The organism is Pseudomonas sp. AC532 (assembly GCF_979258965.1).
In genome coordinates this window covers 2,170,664-2,187,128 of record NZ_OZ409888.1, presented here as the reverse complement: position 1 = coordinate 2,187,128, position 16,465 = coordinate 2,170,664, and the positions used below count along the sequence as shown (strand labels likewise).

Sequence of the window (16,465 nt, the reverse complement as noted above, 5' to 3'; positions counted from 1 at the left end):
AGGATTTCCCCGCATGAAGGGCCACATCGAAGTCATCGACTACCTCAAAACCCTGTTGAAAGGCGAGCTGGCCGCGCGCGATCAGTACTTCATTCACTCGCGCCTGTATGAGGATTGGGGCTTCAGCAAGCTCTACGAGCGCATCAACCACGAGATGGAAGAAGAGACCCAGCACGCGGACGCGTTGCTCAAGCGCATCATCTTCCTGGAAGGTGTACCGGACATGGTGCCCGACGCCTTTACTTTCGGTCAGACCGTACCGGATGCCTTGAAGCTGGATCTGGCCCTGGAGTACCAGGTGCGTGCCGCGCTGAGCAAGGGCATCGAACTGTGCGAGCGCCATCAGGATTACCAGAGCCGCGATATCCTGCTGCTGCAACTCAAGGATACCGAGGAAGACCATGCCTACTGGCTGGAGATCCAGCTACAGCTGATTGCCAAGCTGGGCCTGGAGAAGTACCTGCAGAGCCAGATGTAAAATCGCAGCCAAGAAAAAGCCCCGCACATGCGGCGCACATGCGGGGCTTTTTCGTGAGCGAGCGGGTCGTCAGGCCCGGTCACGCTCCAGCAACGGCTTGAGGAAGTGCCCGGTGTGGGACTGCGGCATCTCGGCGACTTCTTCCGGCGTGCCCACGGCGATGATCTGGCCGCCTTTGGAGCCGCCTTCCGGGCCCAGGTCTACCAGCCAGTCGGCGGTCTTGATGACGTCCAGATTGTGCTCGATCACCACCACGGTGTTGCCGTGATCGCGCAGGCGATGCAGTACGTCGAGCAGCTGCTGGATGTCCGCGAAGTGCAGCCCGGTGGTCGGCTCATCGAGGATATACAGGGTCTTGCCGGTATCGCGCTTGCTGAGCTCACGCGATAGCTTGACCCGCTGCGCCTCGCCGCCGGACAGGGTGGTCGCCGACTGGCCGAGCTTGATGTACGAAAGGCCGACGTCCATCAGCGTTTGCAGCTTGCGCGCCAGCGCTGGTACGGCATCGAAGAATGCGCGAGCGTCCTCGATGGTCATCTCAAGCACTTCATGGATGCTCTTGCCCTTGTACTTGATCTCCAGGGTTTCGCGGTTGTAGCGCTTGCTCTTGCACACGTCGCAGGGCACGTAGATGTCGGGGAGAAAGTGCATCTCCACTTTGATCAGGCCGTCGCCCTGGCACGCTTCGCAGCGGCCGCCCTTGACGTTGAACGAGAAGCGGCCCGGGCCGTAACCACGTGAACGGGATTCCGGCACGCCGGCGAACAGCTCGCGGATTGGCGTGAACAGCCCGGTGTAGGTCGCCGGGTTGGAGCGCGGCGTACGGCCGATCGGGCTCTGGTCGATATCCACCACTTTGTCGAGATGCTGCAGGCCGTCGATGCTGTCGTGGGCCGCCGCTTCCAGCGTGGTGGCGCCGTTGAGGGCGGTGGCGCTGAGCGGGAACAGGGTGTTGTTGATCAGTGTCGACTTGCCCGAGCCGGAGACCCCGGTCACGCAGGTCAGCAGGCCGATGGGGATGTCCAGATTGACGTTCTGCAGGTTGTTGCCGCGGGCGCCCTTGATTTTCAGCGAGAGCTTCTTGTCGCGCGGCGTGCGCTTGGCAGGCACGGCGATCTTCACGCGGCCGGACAGGTATTTGCCGGTCACCGAGTCGGGGTGGGCCATGACTTCCTCGGCGGTGCCCTCGGCGACGATCTGGCCGCCATGCACACCGGCGCCGGGGCCGATGTCGACCACGTAGTCGGCCATGCGGATGGCGTCTTCATCGTGTTCGACCACGATCACCGTGTTGCCGATGTCGCGCAGGTGGCGGAGGGTTCCGAGCAGGCGCTCGTTGTCGCGCTGGTGGAGGCCGATAGAAGGTTCGTCGAGGATGTACATCACGCCCACCAGGCCGGCGCCGATCTGGCTGGCCAAGCGGATGCGCTGGGCCTCGCCACCGGACAGGGTGTCGGCGCTGCGATCCAGAGTCAGGTAGTCGAGGCCGACGTTGACCAGAAACTGCAGGCGCTCGCAGATTTCCTTGAGGATCTTGCTGGCGATTTCACCGCGCCGGCCTTCCAGCGTCAGGTCGCCGAAGTACTCGCTGGCGGAGCCAATCGGCATGCCGGTGACCGCCGGCAGGGTCTTCTCGCCCACCCATACGTGACGGGCTTCGCGGCGCAGGCGGGTGCCACGGCAGTCGGGGCAGGGTTGCGTGCTGAGGAACTTGGCCAACTCTTCGCGCACGCTGGTGGACTCGGTCTCGCGATAGCGGCGCTCGAGGTTGGGCACGATGCCTTCGAACGGGTGCGAGCGTTTGACGATATCGCCGCGGTCGTTGAGGTATTTGAAATCGACGTTCTGCGAGCCGCTACCGCTGAGAATTACCTTCTGGTGGTCACTGTCCAGCTCGCCGAACGGTTCATCCAGGCTAAAGCGGTAATGCCCGGCGAGTGAGCCAAGCATCTGGAAGTAATAGACGTTGCGCCGGTCCCAGCCACGTATCGCACCTTCGGCCAGGGTCAGCTCCGCATTGACCAGGCGTTTGGTATCGAAGAACTGCTTCACGCCCAGGCCATCGCACGTCGGGCAGGCACCGGCAGGGTTGTTGAAGGAGAACAGCTTGGGTTCGAGCTCGCTGATCGAATGGCCGCACACCGGGCAGGCGAAGCGGGCCGAGAAGATGATCTCCTCGCCTTCTTCGCCTTCCATGGGTGCGATCAGCGCCAGGCCATCGGCCAGCTTGAGGGCGGTCTCGAAGGATTCGGCCAGGCGCTGTTGCAGGTCGCCCCGGGCCTTGAAGCGGTCGACCACGGCATCGATGCTGTGCTTTTTCTGCTTGTCGAGCTTCGGCAGCTCATCCAGCTCGTAAATCTTGCCGTTGACCCGTACACGCACGAAGCCCTGCGCACGCAGCTCGTCGAACACAGCCAAGTGCTCGCCTTTGCGCTCGCGAATGATCGGCGCCAGCAGCATCAGCTTGGCGCCCTCGGGCATGGCCAGCACCTGATCGACCATCTGGCTGACGGTCTGCGCCTCAAGCGGCAGGTCGTGATCCGGGCAACGCGGTTGGCCGGCGCGTGCATAGAGCAGGCGCAGGTAATCGTAGATCTCGGTGATGGTGCCGACCGTCGAGCGGGGGTTGTGCGAGGTGGACTTCTGCTCGATGGAAATCGCTGGCGACAGTCCTTCGATGGTGTCGACGTCGGGCTTTTCCATCATCGACAGGAACTGCCGGGCATAGGCCGACAGCGACTCGACATAGCGGCGCTGACCTTCGGCATACAGGGTATCGAATGCCAGGGACGACTTGCCCGAGCCGGACAGGCCGGTGATCACGATCAGCTTGTCGCGTGGCAGGGTCAGGTCAATATTTTTCAAATTGTGGGTGCGAGCACCCCGGATCAGAATCTTGTCCAAAACAGCCTCGCGTTGCGGGCGGATAAACCGCCGAGTATACGGGGGGCAACAGCCGTGCGGCAAAGCGCCGCTGCTGTGCCAGTAGGGTTTCGACTGGTAGAATCGCCGGCTTGTTTCAACAGGTTATCGACGATGCGCGATTCGCACAGCGAACGCATGAGTGGCGCGGAGACTCGGGCGGCCGGTGGGCTGGCGCTGGTGTTCGCATTCCGCATGCTGGGCATGTTCATGGTATTGCCGGTATTGGCTACCTATGGGCAAGAGCTCGCCGGTTCAACCCCGGCACTGATCGGTCTGGCGATCGGCGCCTATGGCCTGACTCAGGCCTTTCTGCAGATTCCCTTTGGCGTGTTGTCCGATCGCATTGGCCGGCGCCCGGTGATTTACTTTGGTCTGGTGATCTTTGCGGCAGGCAGTTTACTGGCGGCCAACGCCGACTCCATCTGGGGGGTGATCGCCGGGCGCGTGCTGCAGGGCGCCGGGGCGATCTCCGCGGCGGTGATGGCGCTGCTTTCCGACCTGACCCGCGAACAGCACCGCACCAAGGCCATGGCCATGATCGGCATGAGTATCGGTTTGTCCTTCGCCATCGCCATGGTGGTCGGCCCGCTGCTGACCCGTGCGTTCGGCCTGTCCGGCCTGTTCCTGGCCACCGGCGCCATGGCGCTGCTGGGCATTCTCATCGTTGCCGGGCTGGTGCCATCCAGCGCCGGGCCGCTGCAGCACCGTGAGTCGGGCGTCGCCAGGCAGGCCCTGTGGCCGACCCTGACGCACCCGGACCTGCTGCGCCTGGACTTCGCTATCTTCGCCCTGCATGCCATCCTCATGGCCAGCTTCATCGCCTTGCCACTGGCACTGGTGGAGCAGGGCGGGCTGCCCAAGGAGCAGCACTGGTGGGTGTATCTCACCGCGCTGTTGGGGGGCTTCTTTCTGATGGTGCCGTTCATCATTTACGGCGAGAAGAAACGTCAGATGCGTCGCGTGCTGATCGGCTCGATACTCGTGCTGCTCGGCTGCGAGCTGTTCTTCTGGGCATTTGGCCACGGGCTGCGCAATCTGGTGCTCGGTATCGTGGTGTTCTTCACCGCGTTCAACCTGCTGGAGGCCTCGCTGCCTTCGCTGATCAGCAAGGTGGCGCCTGCGGGTGGCAAGGGCACGGCGATGGGCGTTTATTCGACCAGCCAGTTCCTCGGCTCGGCCCTGGGCGGCATCCTTGGCGGCTGGCTGTATCAGCACCATGGCCTGGCCGGCGTGTTCGGCGGCTGTGCGTTGTTGACGGTTCTCTGGCTCGCCTTTGCTGTTACTATGCGTGAACCGCCGTATGTGACCAGCCTGCGTTTGCCGCTATCCAGCGGGGCGCTGCAGGAAGCAGGCCTGGCCGAGCGAATTCAGGCGGTGCCCGGCGTGGCAGATGCCGTGGTAGTGGCCGAAGAGGCTGCCATCTATGTGAAGGTAGACACCCAACAATTGGATCGCACGTCGCTGCAGCGCCTGATCGAAGCGGCGCCGGTGACGTGCTGAAAGTAGGAGAGCGTTATGGCCCGTGGGGTTAACAAAGTTATTCTGGTCGGTACCTGCGGACAGGATCCGGAAACGCGCTATCTGCCCAGCGGCAACGCCGTGACCAACCTGAGTCTGGCAACCAGCGAGCAGTGGACCGACAAACAGACCGGTCAGCGCGTCGAGAAAACTGAATGGCACCGCGTGTCGCTGTTCGGCAAGGTCGCGGAAATCGCCGGTGAGTACCTGCGCAAGGGCTCCCAGGTCTACATTGAGGGCAAGCTGCAGACCCGCGAGTGGGAAAAGGATGGTGTGAAGCGCTACACCACCGAAATCATCGTCGATATGCAGGGCACCATGCAGCTGCTTGGCGGCCGTCCAGACGGCGCCAGCGCCGGCGGTGGCGACTCCGCTCCGCGCCAGTCGCGCCCGGCCCCGCAGCGCGAGCCGCAACACCAGGCGCCGCGTCAGTCCGCTCCGCAGCAGCAGAAGCCGCAGCCCGCGCAGGACTACGACAGCTTCGACGACGACATCCCGTTCTGATCGTCTGGCGTTAATACAAAGGCCCCGCAATGCGGGGCCTTTGTCGTTGTACCTGCCAACGCTGTCAGGCTGGGCTGTAGAGGCGTTTGCGCAGCAGGTCCTGACCGATCCACAGCGCCAGGGCGATGCTGATGCCGCAGAGGTTGGCGAGCATGTCCCACTGGCTGAATTCGCGGCTGGTCTGCAAGACGTGCTGCAGCCATTCCAGCAGCGGTGCCTGGATGTACAGCAGGCCCCACAGCAGCCAGCCGGATACGTTGGGGAAGGCGATGCGGGTAACCAGCGACAGACCGGTAAATGCCAGCAGGTGCAGAAATTTGTCCGAAGCCTCGAACAGGTCGGGGGGCGACTCCGGGCGGAACAGGCCGTAGGCAAGCACGGCGCAGCAGGCCAGGAACATCAGCTTTTTCAATTTTCCGTCCTTTGTTCATCAGGCGTGTGGCACTGTGACCACAGCATGCGCTGCAGGTTGCCGGTGCGGGGCTACCCGGTGAACAGGTGTCTTGGCATCGGCGGAGCGCGTCAAGAGAGTGCGTGGTGGATGACGCCACCGGCTAAAAACAGCAAAATGCAGGCCATAGGGCTGAACCGTCCGGGATCTGCCGAGTATTTAGCGGCTGGCGCGCCATGATGCGGTGCGAGCTCAAACCTGATTGTGGAGCCTCTAGTTTCGTTATGCGCATGCGCCTGTTGTTGCTGGGTGGTGGCAGTACGCTGGGTAAGGCGTTGATTCGCCTGGGAGCCGAAGAGGATATCGGTTTTCTCGCCCCGCGCCCGCCAGCCCAGGGTTGGGATGCCGCGAGCCTGACCCAGTTGGTCGACGATACCCGCCCCGACGCGGTGATCAACTTCGCCTATTACTTCGACTGGTTCCAGGCCGCGAAGGTCAGCGAGGAACGTTTTGCCGCGCAGGAGCGCGCCGTGGAGCGTCTTGCCGAACTGTGCCAACACCATGATATCCGTCTGTTGCAGCCCTCCAGCTATCGCGTGTTCGACGGCACTCGGGCAACCGCCTACAACGAAAAGGATGATCTGCAACCGCTGAGCCTGCGTGGCCAGGCGCTGGCACGGATGGAGCAGAGTGTGCGCGCCGTGTGCCCGCGCCATGTGCTGTTGCGTTTCGGCTGGTTGCTGGATGACAGCCCGGATGGCTTGCTGGCGCGGTTCCTGGTGCGTGCCGAGCACGATCAGGCGCTTTATCTCGCCGATGACCGGCGCGGTAACCCGACGCCTGTCGAAGATGCCGCACGGGTCATCCTGGCTGTGCTCAAGCAGCTCGACTGTGCTGCGCCGCTATGGGGCACTTACCACTATGGAGGCCACGAGGCGACTACCGCGCTGGCGCTCGGCCAGGCGATCCTGAGCGAGGCGCGGCACCTGCGCGCCAATCTCCTCGACGACATCGTCGGTCAGGCTCACGCCGCCCGGGCGGACGCAGCCGATGAGCCGCAACACGGCGTGCTGTCGTGCAAGAAAATCCTTCATACCTTCGGCGTCAAACCGCGTGCCTGGCGCGCTGGCCTGCCGAGCCTGCTGGAGCATTACTACCGTCATGTCTGACCCCATCATCCTCGTGACTGGCGGTGCCGGTTTCATCGGCTCCAACCTGGTCGACGCCTTGCTGGCCCGTGGCAACCAGGTGCGTGTGCTGGACAATCTGTCCATGGGCAAGCTCGGCAACTTGCCGGTCAGCGATCCGCGACTGACCTTAATCGAAGGCGATGTAGTCGACGCGGCGCTGGTCAGCCGCTGCGTTGCCGGCTGTGCGGCCGTGGTACACCTGGCCGCCGTGGCCTCGGTGCAGGCTTCGGTAGACGACCCGGTCAGCACCCACCAGAGCAATTTCATCGGCACCCTGAATATCTGCGAGGCAATGCGCGAGCATGGCGTGCGCCGCGTGGTGTTCGCCTCCAGCGCCGCGGTGTATGGCAACAATGGTGAAGGCGTGGCCATTGACGAGCAGACCGCAAAGGCGCCGCTGACACCCTACGCAGCAGACAAGCTGGCCAGCGAGCACTACCTGGAGTTCTATGGAAGGCAGCACGGCCTGGAGCCGGCGATCTTCCGATTTTTCAATGTGTTCGGGCCGCGTCAGGATCCGTCGTCGCCCTATTCGGGGGTGATCAGCATCTTCACCCAGCGCGCCCAGCAGGGCTTGCCGATAAGCGTCTTCGGCGACGGCGAGCAGACCCGCGATTTCTTCTACGTGGCCGACCTGGTCGAGTTGTTGTTACAGGCGCTGGATGCCGGGCAGGTGGCGCAGGGGGCGGTGAATGTCGGCTGGAACGAGACGGTGAGCCTCAAGCAATTGCTGGCGCAGATCGGCGAGTTGCTCGGTGGCCTGCCGACAGTTACCCACCTCGAGCCGCGGGCAGGCGACATTCGCTACTCGCGAGCCGACAATAGCCGCCTGGCTGCCAACTACCGGCTGCCCGTGCAGACGTCGCTACGCGATGGTTTGGCAGCGTTGCTCAGTAGCTGAGGCGTTCACCGCAGCACAGAAAAAGCCGGCATTGCCGGCTTTTTTGCGTTTGGATGGGCCGCGGGAGAGATCCATGTGGGCGCGGGCCATGTCCGCGATTTCTGCGCGTGGTGCACTCGCGCAAGGGAACGCTAAACGCCCGCGCGACCCAAGTCACCCGTTAGAACCTGTAACCCAGCCCAACCATGTAGACGAACGGATCGACGTCCACGTCGACCTTGGCGCGCACGCCGAGATCGGGGTGGTCGACATAGGCGGTGGTGTCGATATCGATGTAGCGCGCCTGGGCGTTGATCATCAGGTTATCGGTGAGCATGTAATCGGCGCCGACCTGCCAGGCCAGGCCCCAGGAATTCCTGGCGCGGAAATTGTCGAAGCCGGCTGCCGAGGCGCCGCTGCCCACGTGTTCATCGTAGATCCAGGTGTAGTTGATGCCTGCGCCTACGTAAGGCTGGAACACGGCGTGCGAATCGAGCGGGTAATACACCACGCTCAGGGTCGGCGGCAGGTGCTTGAGAGTGCCGAGTTTGCCGTTGGCGGCATCCAGGGCGGTGCCCCTGATCTTTACGTCGTGCTCGAAGGGGGTGGCGGCGAGCAGCTCGATGCCGATGTTGCTGGTGAGCATGTAAGCGACGTTGAGGCCCAACTGGGTGTCGCTGCCCATGGTCGCCTTGCCGCCCAGGTCGGTGCCGGCGAGGCCGCCGCGATCGACCTTGACCGTAGAGCTGTCGGCCTCGGGATTGACCGTGATGGCGCCGGCGCGGACCAGGATATCTCCGGCCTGATGCGCCTGAGCCATGGGGGCGGCCAGCGCCAGGGCGATCAGCGAGGCAGGGAACAGCGACTTGTGCATGGTGAGCTCCTAACGGGTCATTCGAATCATCTCGGATGGCGTCAGGGTAGGGCGCTGGGCGATGCGTCCCTTGACTCAGCTCAATGCCCGTGGGGTAAGCGGTGCGACCTTTTGCCGCGATGTCAGTTGGCCGGCAGCTCGTAGGGGTAGATCTTGTCTGCGGCCAGTTGGTAGCCGACCTCGGCCAGTTCGCTGCTGCTGTGCTCCACCTTGAGCGGGCCTTCGATCCAGAACGGCTGATACAGCGCATCGAGCAGCACGCCCAGCTCGGTGTGGACGTGGATGATCTGGTTGGACGGCGGTGGCGGCACGTGGATGCAGGCGCCGAAGTAGGGCACCAGCAGAAACTCGGTCACGCGGCCTTCCTCGGTCACATCCAGCGGCACGATGTAGCCGGGAATCTTCACCTGCTGCCCATCCATTTCCTTGACCACCGGCGCCGAGGGGAACTGCTGCAGCGACACGGCGCCCCCTTCGGACAGCGCGTCGCCGAGCTGCGACATGTCGTGCATGGGCGTCATCTGGCTGGCCTGGGGCGGGGCATCCTTGGGGATCAGTTCCTGCCAGTTCAGGGTGCGCAATTCGGCGGCCCAAAGTGGCGCGGCCAGGGCAAGGAGAAGCGTGGTGAGCAGAGCGCGACGCATGACACTACCTTTAGATGGGAGACGCAGCCGGGGCCGGCAGACCCGGCTCCGTACGTTCAGAGGCGAATCGACAGCCCATCTGCCAAAGACTGCCGATAGGCCCGCCAGGCAGGCACGCAGCCCATCAGCAGGGCGGCGGTCAGGATAGCGCCGAGCAGCGTCCACTCATAGGGCGTCGGCGCACTCAACGGCAGATACAGGCCGTAGTTGGCCTGCACATAACCCTGCGCCCCGGCGATGCCGCCATACAACAGTGCAACGCCGGCCACCACACCGGCCACCGCCAGCGAAAAGGCTTCGAGGATCAGCAGGCTGGCGACATGCCACGGCCGCGCGCCCACGGAGCGCAGGATGGCCATTTCCCGGCGCCGCTCGTTGAGGCTGGTGAGAATGGCTGTGAGCATACCGATCAGGCCGGTCAGCACCACGAACAGCGACACCACGAACAGCGCTTTTTCCGCCGTGCCCATCAAACTCCACAACTCCTGCAGGGCAACGCCTGGGAGAATCGCCAGCAGCGGTTCGCCGCGGTATTCGTTGACCTCGCGCTGCACTGCGAAGGTGGCGATCTTGCTTTTCAAACCCAGCATCACCGCGGTGATCGCCTTGGGTTGCAGGTCCATGTGGCGTGCCTGGTCAGCGCTGACCTTGCCGGCGCCGCGAGCCGGCACGCCGTTCTGCCAGTCGACGTGCAGCGCCTCCATGCCCTCCAGGGAAATGTGCAGGGTGCGGTCCACCGGCGTGCCGGTACGGGCAAGGATGCCGCTGACCACGAAGGGCTTGTCGTCATGCTGCTGCAGGCTGATGGTCGCCACCCCGTGAGACAACACCAGCTTGTCGCCAAGCTTGTAGTTCAGCGCCTGGGCCACTTCGGCGCCGAGCACCACGTCGAACAGGTCGTCAAAGCGCGCCCCCTGGGCCAGTTGCAGGGCCTGGCCACGACCGTAGTGGTAGTGATCGAAGTAGCCCGCGTTGGTGCCCATCACTCGGTAGCCGCGGTGCGAGTCGCCCAGGGAAATGGGGATGGCCCAGTCGACCTGGCGATGGGCGGCGAGCTTCTCGAAGCTGTCCCAACGAATGTTGTTGGTTGCATTGCCGATGCGAAATACCGAGTACAGCAGCAGGTTCACGCTGCCGGAACGCGCGCCGACGATCAGGTCGGTGCCGCTGATGGTGTTGGCGAAACTGGCGCGTGCCTCGGTGCGCACCCGCTCCACGGCGAGCAGCAGGCACACCGACAGGGCGATGGCGAACGCCGTGAGCAGGGCGGTGAAACGGCGGTTGGCCAGGCTGGCCAGGGCGAGTCGTAACAGGAACACCTCAGACCTCCTGGGGTTTGCTGGCGCGATTGAGTTCAGCCAGTGACAGGCTGCGGTCGAACAGCGTGGCCAGGCTCTGGTCGTGGCTGACGAACAGCAGGCTGGCCCCGACGTCGCGGCATTCGCCAAACAGCAGTTCGAGAAAAGCCTGGCGCGCATCGGCGTCCAGCGCGGAGGTCGGTTCGTCGGCGATCACCAGTTCCGGCTGGCCGATCAGCGCGCGAGCGGCAGCCACGCGCTGCTGCTGGCCGATGGACAGTGAATCGGCGCGACGCTCGAGCAGCGCCGGACGCAGGCCCAGGTGTTCCAGCAGGCTGGCGGCCGCCTGGTCGATGCTGCCGTAACGCTGCGCGGCGCGATCGGCGCGCAGGCGGGAAAAGCGGCACGGCAACTCGACGTTGGCGCGCACGCTGAGAAAGGGCAGCAGGTTGAATTGCTGGAAAATATAGCCGGTGTGGTCGACCCGGAAACGGTCCCGTCGCGCCGCCGAGAGGGCCGCGAGGTCTTCACCGAGCAGGCGAACATGGCCTCGGCCAGGCTTCTGTACACCACCGAGCAGGCCCAGCAGGGTGGTCTTGCCGCTACCGCTGGGGCCTTTGAGAAACAGTGTTTCGCCGCGCTGCAGATTGAAATTCGGGATATCCAGAAGCTCTTCCTGGCCGGGCCAGGCAAAGCCGAGGTCGGTGAGTTCGATCAGTGCTGAGGTCATGGGGGCTGCTGGCAATGAGGGCAAACGGCAAGTGTGCCAGATACGGAGCAATCGACCAGGGCTGCGCTGTTGCAGCACATTGGAAGAGCGGGCGCCGGTGCGGCACCCGCCGTGCGATCAGAACGTCAGGCGCGGATTGGCTGGCGTCGACTCGACACCCTGCTGGCCGCTTGGACCGATCAGTTGCACATTGATCTTCTGGGTGGCCGGGAACTGCTTGTAGAAGGCCGACAGGTCGAGGGTCTTCAGGGCCTCGGGCTGCTTGCAGGTGAAGGTGTAGTCGGCGTCGATATCGCTGTGCTCGTGATCATGGTCATGATCGGCTGCATCGTCGTCATGGTCGGCAGTGCCGAACAGCGGGCTGTGCAGCTCGTGCTCGGTCAGGCTGCAGCCAGCGGCGGCAGGCAGGCTGAACAGGGCCAGTGGTTTCTCCAGCTGGGCGCGGGCGGCCGCGACGGTTTTCTTGTCGGCATCGCTGGTCGCGGCATGTTCGAAGCCAACGATATTCATGGCCGGGCTTTCCAGCTCGATTTCCAGGGTGCTGCCTTCCAGCGCCACGTTTAGCGTGGCAACGCCATGCTCATGCTTGCCGAGGCTGCCGTGGTCATGGTCGTGATCATGGGTTTGTGCCTGGACAGCGGCCAGGGGAAGCAGGGCGAATGGCAGGGCGAGCAGTAAACGGCGCATGGAGCGGCTCCGGGCAGGGAATGGTGTTGATACGTTATAACAAATTGATGCCCGGTGGTAGGGGTGCTTGGTTTGCTGGCGCGCGCGTGGGAGCATGGCGCATCGACAGGCTGGAGGGATTATGGTGCGTATTCGTGGGCGAATCGGTGACTGGCCGGTGGATCTGACCATAGAGCTCGATCCAGAGGATTGGGCACAACTGGCGGCCGCCGCGCCGCCGGTTGCACAGGCTGGTGCCGCTGCGCCTCAGGCCGCGCCGCCGCCGGACCAGGATGCGCAGTGGCAGACCGTATTGGAGCTGCTGCGCCGCGCCGGGCGCGTCGAGGGCCCGCAATTGCTGGCGCAGCTGGCAGTACTGGCCGGCGGCGAGATGGCCGGCAAGCGCCTGCTGGTGCGGTTGCGCCATTGCGAGCAGGTGCGCATGGAAACCAGCGGGGATGCGCCGGTTTACTGCTGGGTGGAGCAGCCGTAAGCGGCCACGCTTTCGCAGTGGTGAACGCCTACCTTGGCAGCGGCCCGCAGCCTTGAGCGGGTGCGTGGGCGCTCGACGGCTGTCTAAACGGTGCTCAGTACAGCGCCTGGTAGACGCGGCGGCGGTACAGGGTCACCAGCGGGTGATCATTGCCGAGCAGATCGAAGACCTGCAGCAGCGTCTTGTGCGGCAAACCATCGGCGTAGTTGCGGTTGCGCACGAAAAGCTTCAGCAGGGCGTCCAGGGCTGGCTCGTACTGCTGGCGGGCGAGTTGCTGAATGGCCAACTGGTGAATCGCTTCGTCATCCTCGGCGTTCTGCGCCACACGGCTCTTCAGGGTGGCGGCATCCGGCAGGTCGGCGGCTTCGCGCAGAAAGGTCAGTTGCGCGCGTGCGCCGGCCAGGGCCTGTTTGTGTTCATCGCCCTTGACGGCATCGAGTACCTGCTGGGCCTCGCCCAGCTCGCCGCGTTCGGCCAGACAGCGGGCGTAGAGAATCAGCGCGGCACCATTGCTGTTGTCCTCGCCGAGCAATTGCTTGAGCAGCGCTTCGGCCTCGCCGATGCGGCCGTCGGCGAAGGCCTGCTGGGCGACCTCCAGCAGATCGGCCTCGGGCGCCTGCGGTTCGGCAACATGGGGTTGCAGCAGCGCGCGGATCGCCGACTCGGGCTGTGCGCCCTGGAAACCATCGACCGGCTGGCCGTTCTTGAACAACACTACGGTCGGCAGGCTGCGAATGCCGAAGCGCGCGACGATTTCCTGCTCGATATCGCAGTTCACCTTGGCCAGCAGCAGTTCACCCTGATAGCCCTCGGTGATCTGCTCCAGCAGTGGCATCAGCGCCTTGCAGGGCGCGCACCAGTCGGCCCAGAAATCCACCAGCACCGGTTTGGTGAAGGAGTTCTCGATCACCAGCTGTTCAAACTGGACGGCGCCATTGATATCGAAGATGTGGGGGGTGTCGCTCATGATCGGTCTCTGTCCGGGCGAAAAGTGATGTGACTAAAAATGTGGGCGCCGGTGCACGGCTACAAGGGGGCGCGGTCGGCGTGATACAGGCTGACGTGACGAAAGGTTTCCGGCTCGGCCAGGTCGGGCCAGGTGCACCCCTTGAGCCCGGCGATGCGCCGGTAGGCCGGATGGCTGAAATCGCGCACCCGTGAGTCGGCTACCAGCACCTCGCGGGCGTGCTCGAGCACGCGGTCGAGCAGCGGCAGGTTGGCGCGGTCGTAGAGCACATCGGCAACGATTGCCAGGTCATAGTCGCGGTGTTCGGCGAACAGGTCGGCCGAGTAGCCCAGCGACACGCCATTGAGTTCGGCATTGGCCCGGCAGGCGGCCAGTGCCAGTGGATCCAGGTCGCAGGCCACCACCTGGGCGGCGCCGGCGCGCGCTGCGGCAATGGCAGCTACGCCGGAACCACTGCCAACATCCAGCACTCGCTTGCCGCGCACCCACTCGGGGTGCTGCGCCAGCCAATCGACCAGTACCAGGCCGCTGGCCCAGCAGAAGCACCAATAAGGTGGCTCTTCAAGGATGCGCCGGGTCTCCTCCGGGCTGAAGCAGCGATCCATGTTCGCGGGGTCGAGCAGCCACAACCGCAGGTCAGTGCCCGGCAGCGTCGTCGCGCTCAGCCGCGCATCACCAAGCAGATCGCTCAGTGCCGCCTGCAGCGCCGGAGGTGGTGTCACAGTGCGGGCGTGACGCGGATTTCCCCGAGCGCCTGGCTCTGTGGCTCGCGGATCAGCTGGCTGGGCATGTGCAGCACCAGCTTGGCGGACTGGTGCACGCGGCCGCGCAGCTCGACGCGAATCCCCTGGTCGAAATTCTCAGGGTTGAATTGCAGGCGAAACGGCAGCGGCGCGCCAGTGCCGCGCAGCTGGATATTGCCGAGCAGCTTGAAGGGCAGGCCGCGTTCGTTGATGGTCAACAGCGCCAGTTCGACCTCGGCGCCTGCTGGCACATCGAGCAGCGTGCCGGTGAGGTCGCGCAGGTGCGCAGGCGTGGCGGCAGGTTGCGGTTTGGCAGCAGGCGCGGCAGGCGGTGTGGCGGGCGCTGGCGGTTCGCCGGCGCAGGCCACCAGCAGGGCGGCAAGGCTGAGCAGAGCAAGGGGGCGCAATGGCATGGGGCAATCCTCGGGACGATGGCTGGATTCTCCCCATAGCCACCTGCGAATGCAAAGGAAAGTGGCCTTGCGGCGCTTGGCACCGAGCCCGGTGGATGCGCTAACATGCGGGCTTTCCCGCCCGGCTGTTCCGATCATGCATTGCCCTTTTTGCTCTGCCAACGACACCAAAGTCATCGATTCGCGTCTGGTCGCCGAGGGCGAGCAGGTGCGTCGCCGCCGTGAATGCCTGGCCTGCGGCGAGCGCTTCACCACGTTCGAGACCGCTGAACTGGTGATGCCGCGCCTGATCAAGCAGGACGGCAGCCGCCAGCCCTTCGATGAGGAGAAGTTGCGCGCCGGCATGCAGCGTGCGCTGGAAAAGCGCCCGGTGAGCATCGAGCGGCTGGAGGCGGCCATCGCCCATATCAAACATCGCCTGCGTGCCACTGGCGAGCGCGAGATCAAGTCGCTGGTGCTGGGCGAACTGGTGATGACCGAACTGCAGAAGCTCGACGAGGTGGCCTATATCCGCTTCGCCTCGGTGTACCGGCGTTTCCAGGATCTCAACGAGTTCCGTGAGGAAATCGATCGTCTTTCCCGCGAGCCCAATCAGGATTGAGATGAGCCACAGCGACCAGGCATTCATGGCCCGCGCGCTCGAGCTGGCGCGCAAGGGGCTGTATTCCACCCATCCCAATCCGCGGGTCGGCTGCGTGATCGTGCGTGACGGCAGGATCGTCGGCGAGGGCTGGCACGCCAAGGCCGGCGAGCCCCATGCCGAAGTCCATGCGCTGCGCCAGGCTGGCGACCAGGCCCGCGGCGCCACGGCATACGTGACCCTGGAGCCATGCAGCCACCATGGGCGCACGCCGCCGTGCGCCGATGCGTTGGTCGCGGCCGGCGTCACTCGGGTGGTGGCCGCCATGCAGGACCCCAACCCGCAAGTGGCCGGCCGTGGCCTGTTGCGCCTGATGAATGCCGGCATTGCCGTGCAGAGCGGGGTGCTGGAAGTTGATGCACGTGCGCTGAACGCCGGCTTCGTCAAGCGCATGGAGCGCGGCTTGCCACTCGTGCGGGTCAAGCTGGCCATGAGTCTGGACGGGCGTACGGCTATGGCCAGTGGTGAGAGCCAGTGGATCACCGGGCCAGCTGCGCGCGCCGCGGTGCAGCGCTTGCGCGCACGCTCCAGCGTGGTGCTGAGCGGCGCCGATACCCTGCTCGCCGATGCGGCCCGCCTGACGGTGCGCCCCGACGAGCTGGGCCTGGGCGCCGAACTGACCGCTCTGGCGCAGGCCCGCCCGCCGTTGCGGGTGCTGGTCGACGGGCGCCTGCGCGTGCCCTTGAGTGCCCCGTTCTTTCAGGCCGGCCCGGCGCTGGTGGCCACCTGTGCCGCTGCGGCCTCGCGTGATCGCTATGTCGATGACGGCCATGAGCTGCTGGCGATGCCTGGCAGCAATGGGCATGTCGACCTGCGCAAGCTGTTGCTGGAGTTGGCGGGGCGCGGTGCCAACGAGGTGTTGGTCGAGGCCGGGCCGAAATTGGCCGGGGCGTTCGCCCGGTTGGGGCTGGTCGATGAGTACCAGCTGTTCGTTGCACCGAAGTTTCTCGGCTCCAGCGCCCGGCCGCTGCTCGATCTGCCGCTGGCGCGCATGGCAGAGGCCAAGCCGCTAAAGATCGTCGACATACGTGCAGTGGGTGACGACTGGCGCATCATCGCCGTGCCCGATTCGGCCACCTGACGCACGCCGCTCGGGCACTCGCGCCGTGCA

The 16,465-nt window shown here is 64.7% G+C and carries 18 protein-coding genes; 8 read left to right on the top strand and 10 right to left on the bottom strand.

Annotation, left to right across the window (positions count from 1 at the left end):
* The first annotated feature begins 13 nt into the window (after positions 1-13).
* Positions 14-478 (top strand): bacterioferritin, encoded by a 465-nt coding sequence (bfr, locus tag ACZ0AV_RS10445; RefSeq protein WP_499150978.1) that lies wholly within the window; start codon positions 14-16, stop codon positions 476-478.
* A gap of 69 nt (positions 479-547) precedes the next feature.
* On the opposite strand, the gene uvrA is transcribed toward bfr, so the two are convergent.
* Positions 548-3,382: an excinuclease ABC subunit UvrA gene (gene uvrA / locus ACZ0AV_RS10440; protein WP_172139569.1), complete on the bottom strand. Its 2,835-nt coding sequence runs from the start codon at positions 3,380-3,382 to the stop codon at positions 548-550.
* 132 nt (positions 3,383-3,514) lie between these two features.
* Between uvrA and ACZ0AV_RS10435 the strand changes: the two genes are divergently transcribed.
* Both ACZ0AV_RS10435 and ACZ0AV_RS10430 read left to right on the top strand, forming a co-directional pair.
* Positions 3,515-4,903, top strand: a complete 1,389-nt coding sequence (locus ACZ0AV_RS10435; RefSeq protein ID WP_499150977.1) for an MFS transporter — start codon at positions 3,515-3,517, stop codon at positions 4,901-4,903.
* 15 nt (positions 4,904-4,918) lie between these two features.
* Entirely contained in the window at positions 4,919-5,425 is a 507-nt protein-coding gene (locus ACZ0AV_RS10430; RefSeq protein WP_499150976.1) for a single-stranded DNA-binding protein, read from the top strand.
* A 64-nt stretch (positions 5,426-5,489) separates the two neighbouring features.
* Here the strand turns inward: ACZ0AV_RS10430 and ACZ0AV_RS10425 are convergent, their stop codons facing one another.
* Complete coding sequence (locus ACZ0AV_RS10425; RefSeq protein WP_499150975.1) at positions 5,490-5,837, bottom strand: VanZ family protein; 348 nt, start codon at positions 5,835-5,837, stop codon at positions 5,490-5,492.
* Between the two features lie 263 nt (positions 5,838-6,100).
* Between ACZ0AV_RS10425 and ACZ0AV_RS10420 the strand changes: the two genes are divergently transcribed.
* Positions 6,101-6,985: a sugar nucleotide-binding protein gene (locus ACZ0AV_RS10420; protein ID WP_499150974.1), complete on the top strand. Its 885-nt coding sequence runs from the start codon at positions 6,101-6,103 to the stop codon at positions 6,983-6,985.
* A complete protein-coding gene (locus tag ACZ0AV_RS10415; protein ID WP_499150973.1) occupies positions 6,978-7,907 on the top strand; it encodes an NAD-dependent epimerase/dehydratase family protein in 930 nt (309 codons plus the stop codon). Before ACZ0AV_RS10420 ends, ACZ0AV_RS10415 begins: the two co-directional genes overlap by 8 nt.
* A 160-nt stretch (positions 7,908-8,067) precedes the next feature.
* On the opposite strand, the gene ACZ0AV_RS10410 is transcribed toward ACZ0AV_RS10415, so the two are convergent.
* The 5 genes from ACZ0AV_RS10410 to ACZ0AV_RS10390 all read right to left on the bottom strand — a co-directional run bounded on the left by ACZ0AV_RS10410 (position 8,068) and on the right by ACZ0AV_RS10390 (position 12,119).
* Positions 8,068-8,760, bottom strand: coding sequence for an OmpW/AlkL family protein (locus tag ACZ0AV_RS10410; RefSeq protein ID WP_499150972.1), 693 nt, complete (start codon positions 8,758-8,760; stop codon positions 8,068-8,070).
* A gap of 122 nt (positions 8,761-8,882) precedes the next feature.
* Positions 8,883-9,404: a DUF3299 domain-containing protein gene (locus tag ACZ0AV_RS10405; protein WP_499150971.1), complete on the bottom strand. Its 522-nt coding sequence runs from the start codon at positions 9,402-9,404 to the stop codon at positions 8,883-8,885.
* 56 nt (positions 9,405-9,460) lie between these two features.
* A complete protein-coding gene (locus tag ACZ0AV_RS10400; protein WP_499150970.1) occupies positions 9,461-10,723 on the bottom strand; it encodes an ABC transporter permease in 1,263 nt (420 codons plus the stop codon).
* A gap of 1 nt (position 10,724) precedes the next feature.
* Complete coding sequence (locus ACZ0AV_RS10395; RefSeq protein WP_499150969.1) at positions 10,725-11,432, bottom strand: ABC transporter ATP-binding protein; 708 nt, start codon at positions 11,430-11,432, stop codon at positions 10,725-10,727.
* 117 nt (positions 11,433-11,549) lie between these two features.
* On the bottom strand, positions 11,550-12,119 hold the full coding sequence (locus tag ACZ0AV_RS10390) for a DUF2796 domain-containing protein (RefSeq protein WP_499150968.1): 570 nt from the start codon (positions 12,117-12,119) through the stop codon (positions 11,550-11,552).
* Between the two features lie 121 nt (positions 12,120-12,240).
* Between ACZ0AV_RS10390 and ACZ0AV_RS10385 the strand changes: the two genes are divergently transcribed.
* Positions 12,241-12,591, top strand: coding sequence for a hypothetical protein (locus ACZ0AV_RS10385; RefSeq protein ID WP_499150967.1), 351 nt, complete (start codon positions 12,241-12,243; stop codon positions 12,589-12,591).
* A gap of 94 nt (positions 12,592-12,685) precedes the next feature.
* On the opposite strand, the gene trxA is transcribed toward ACZ0AV_RS10385, so the two are convergent.
* Genes trxA through ACZ0AV_RS10370 form a run of 3 tightly spaced genes read right to left on the bottom strand, consistent with a single transcriptional unit; the run spans position 12,686 to position 14,714 of the window.
* Positions 12,686-13,558: a thioredoxin gene (gene trxA, locus ACZ0AV_RS10380; RefSeq protein ID WP_499150966.1), complete on the bottom strand. Its 873-nt coding sequence runs from the start codon at positions 13,556-13,558 to the stop codon at positions 12,686-12,688.
* A 59-nt stretch (positions 13,559-13,617) separates the two neighbouring features.
* On the bottom strand, positions 13,618-14,280 hold the full coding sequence (locus ACZ0AV_RS10375) for a class I SAM-dependent methyltransferase (protein ID WP_499150965.1): 663 nt from the start codon (positions 14,278-14,280) through the stop codon (positions 13,618-13,620).
* Complete coding sequence (locus ACZ0AV_RS10370; RefSeq protein ID WP_499150964.1) at positions 14,277-14,714, bottom strand: YbaY family lipoprotein; 438 nt, start codon at positions 14,712-14,714, stop codon at positions 14,277-14,279. Before ACZ0AV_RS10370 ends, ACZ0AV_RS10375 begins: the two co-directional genes overlap by 4 nt.
* Positions 14,715-14,850: 136 nt before the next feature.
* Here ACZ0AV_RS10370 and nrdR point away from each other — a divergent pair, with 136 nt between their 5' ends.
* Both nrdR and ribD read left to right on the top strand, forming a co-directional pair.
* The gene (gene nrdR / locus ACZ0AV_RS10365) at positions 14,851-15,315 is read left to right on the top strand and encodes a transcriptional regulator NrdR (protein ID WP_131182583.1); all 465 of its coding nucleotides are present in this window, start codon (positions 14,851-14,853) and stop codon (positions 15,313-15,315) included.
* Between the two features lies 1 nt (position 15,316).
* Positions 15,317-16,435, top strand: a complete 1,119-nt coding sequence (gene ribD / locus ACZ0AV_RS10360) for a bifunctional diaminohydroxyphosphoribosylaminopyrimidine deaminase/5-amino-6-(5-phosphoribosylamino)uracil reductase RibD (protein ID WP_499150963.1) — start codon at positions 15,317-15,319, stop codon at positions 16,433-16,435.
* Positions 16,436-16,465: the final 30 nt, after the last annotated feature.

What these genes read in the sequence shown, in the direction of transcription:
- ACZ0AV_RS10420 (WP_499150974.1), top strand. Translation starts at nt 6,101, where the DNA reads ATGCGCATGCGCCTGTTGTTGCTGGGTGGTGGCAGTACGCTGGGTAAG.
- ACZ0AV_RS10430 (WP_499150976.1), top strand. Translation starts at nt 4,919, where the DNA reads ATGGCCCGTGGGGTTAACAAAGTTATTCTGGTCGGTACCTGCGGACAG.
- ribD (WP_499150963.1), top strand. Translation starts at nt 15,317, where the DNA reads ATGAGCCACAGCGACCAGGCATTCATGGCCCGCGCGCTCGAGCTGGCG.
- ACZ0AV_RS10370 (WP_499150964.1), bottom strand. Translation starts at nt 14,714, where the DNA reads ATGCCATTGCGCCCCCTTGCTCTGCTCAGCCTTGCCGCCCTGCTGGTG.
- trxA (WP_499150966.1), bottom strand. Translation starts at nt 13,558, where the DNA reads ATGAGCGACACCCCCCACATCTTCGATATCAATGGCGCCGTCCAGTTT.
- ACZ0AV_RS10385 (WP_499150967.1), top strand. Translation starts at nt 12,241, where the DNA reads ATGGTGCGTATTCGTGGGCGAATCGGTGACTGGCCGGTGGATCTGACC.
- ACZ0AV_RS10415 (WP_499150973.1), top strand. Translation starts at nt 6,978, where the DNA reads ATGTCTGACCCCATCATCCTCGTGACTGGCGGTGCCGGTTTCATCGGC.
- nrdR (WP_131182583.1), top strand. Translation starts at nt 14,851, where the DNA reads ATGCATTGCCCTTTTTGCTCTGCCAACGACACCAAAGTCATCGATTCG.
- bfr (WP_499150978.1), top strand. Translation starts at nt 14, where the DNA reads ATGAAGGGCCACATCGAAGTCATCGACTACCTCAAAACCCTGTTGAAA.
- ACZ0AV_RS10405 (WP_499150971.1), bottom strand. Translation starts at nt 9,404, where the DNA reads ATGCGTCGCGCTCTGCTCACCACGCTTCTCCTTGCCCTGGCCGCGCCA.
- ACZ0AV_RS10390 (WP_499150968.1), bottom strand. Translation starts at nt 12,119, where the DNA reads ATGCGCCGTTTACTGCTCGCCCTGCCATTCGCCCTGCTTCCCCTGGCC.
- ACZ0AV_RS10410 (WP_499150972.1), bottom strand. Translation starts at nt 8,760, where the DNA reads ATGCACAAGTCGCTGTTCCCTGCCTCGCTGATCGCCCTGGCGCTGGCC.
- ACZ0AV_RS10395 (WP_499150969.1), bottom strand. Translation starts at nt 11,432, where the DNA reads ATGACCTCAGCACTGATCGAACTCACCGACCTCGGCTTTGCCTGGCCC.
- ACZ0AV_RS10435 (WP_499150977.1), top strand. Translation starts at nt 3,515, where the DNA reads ATGCGCGATTCGCACAGCGAACGCATGAGTGGCGCGGAGACTCGGGCG.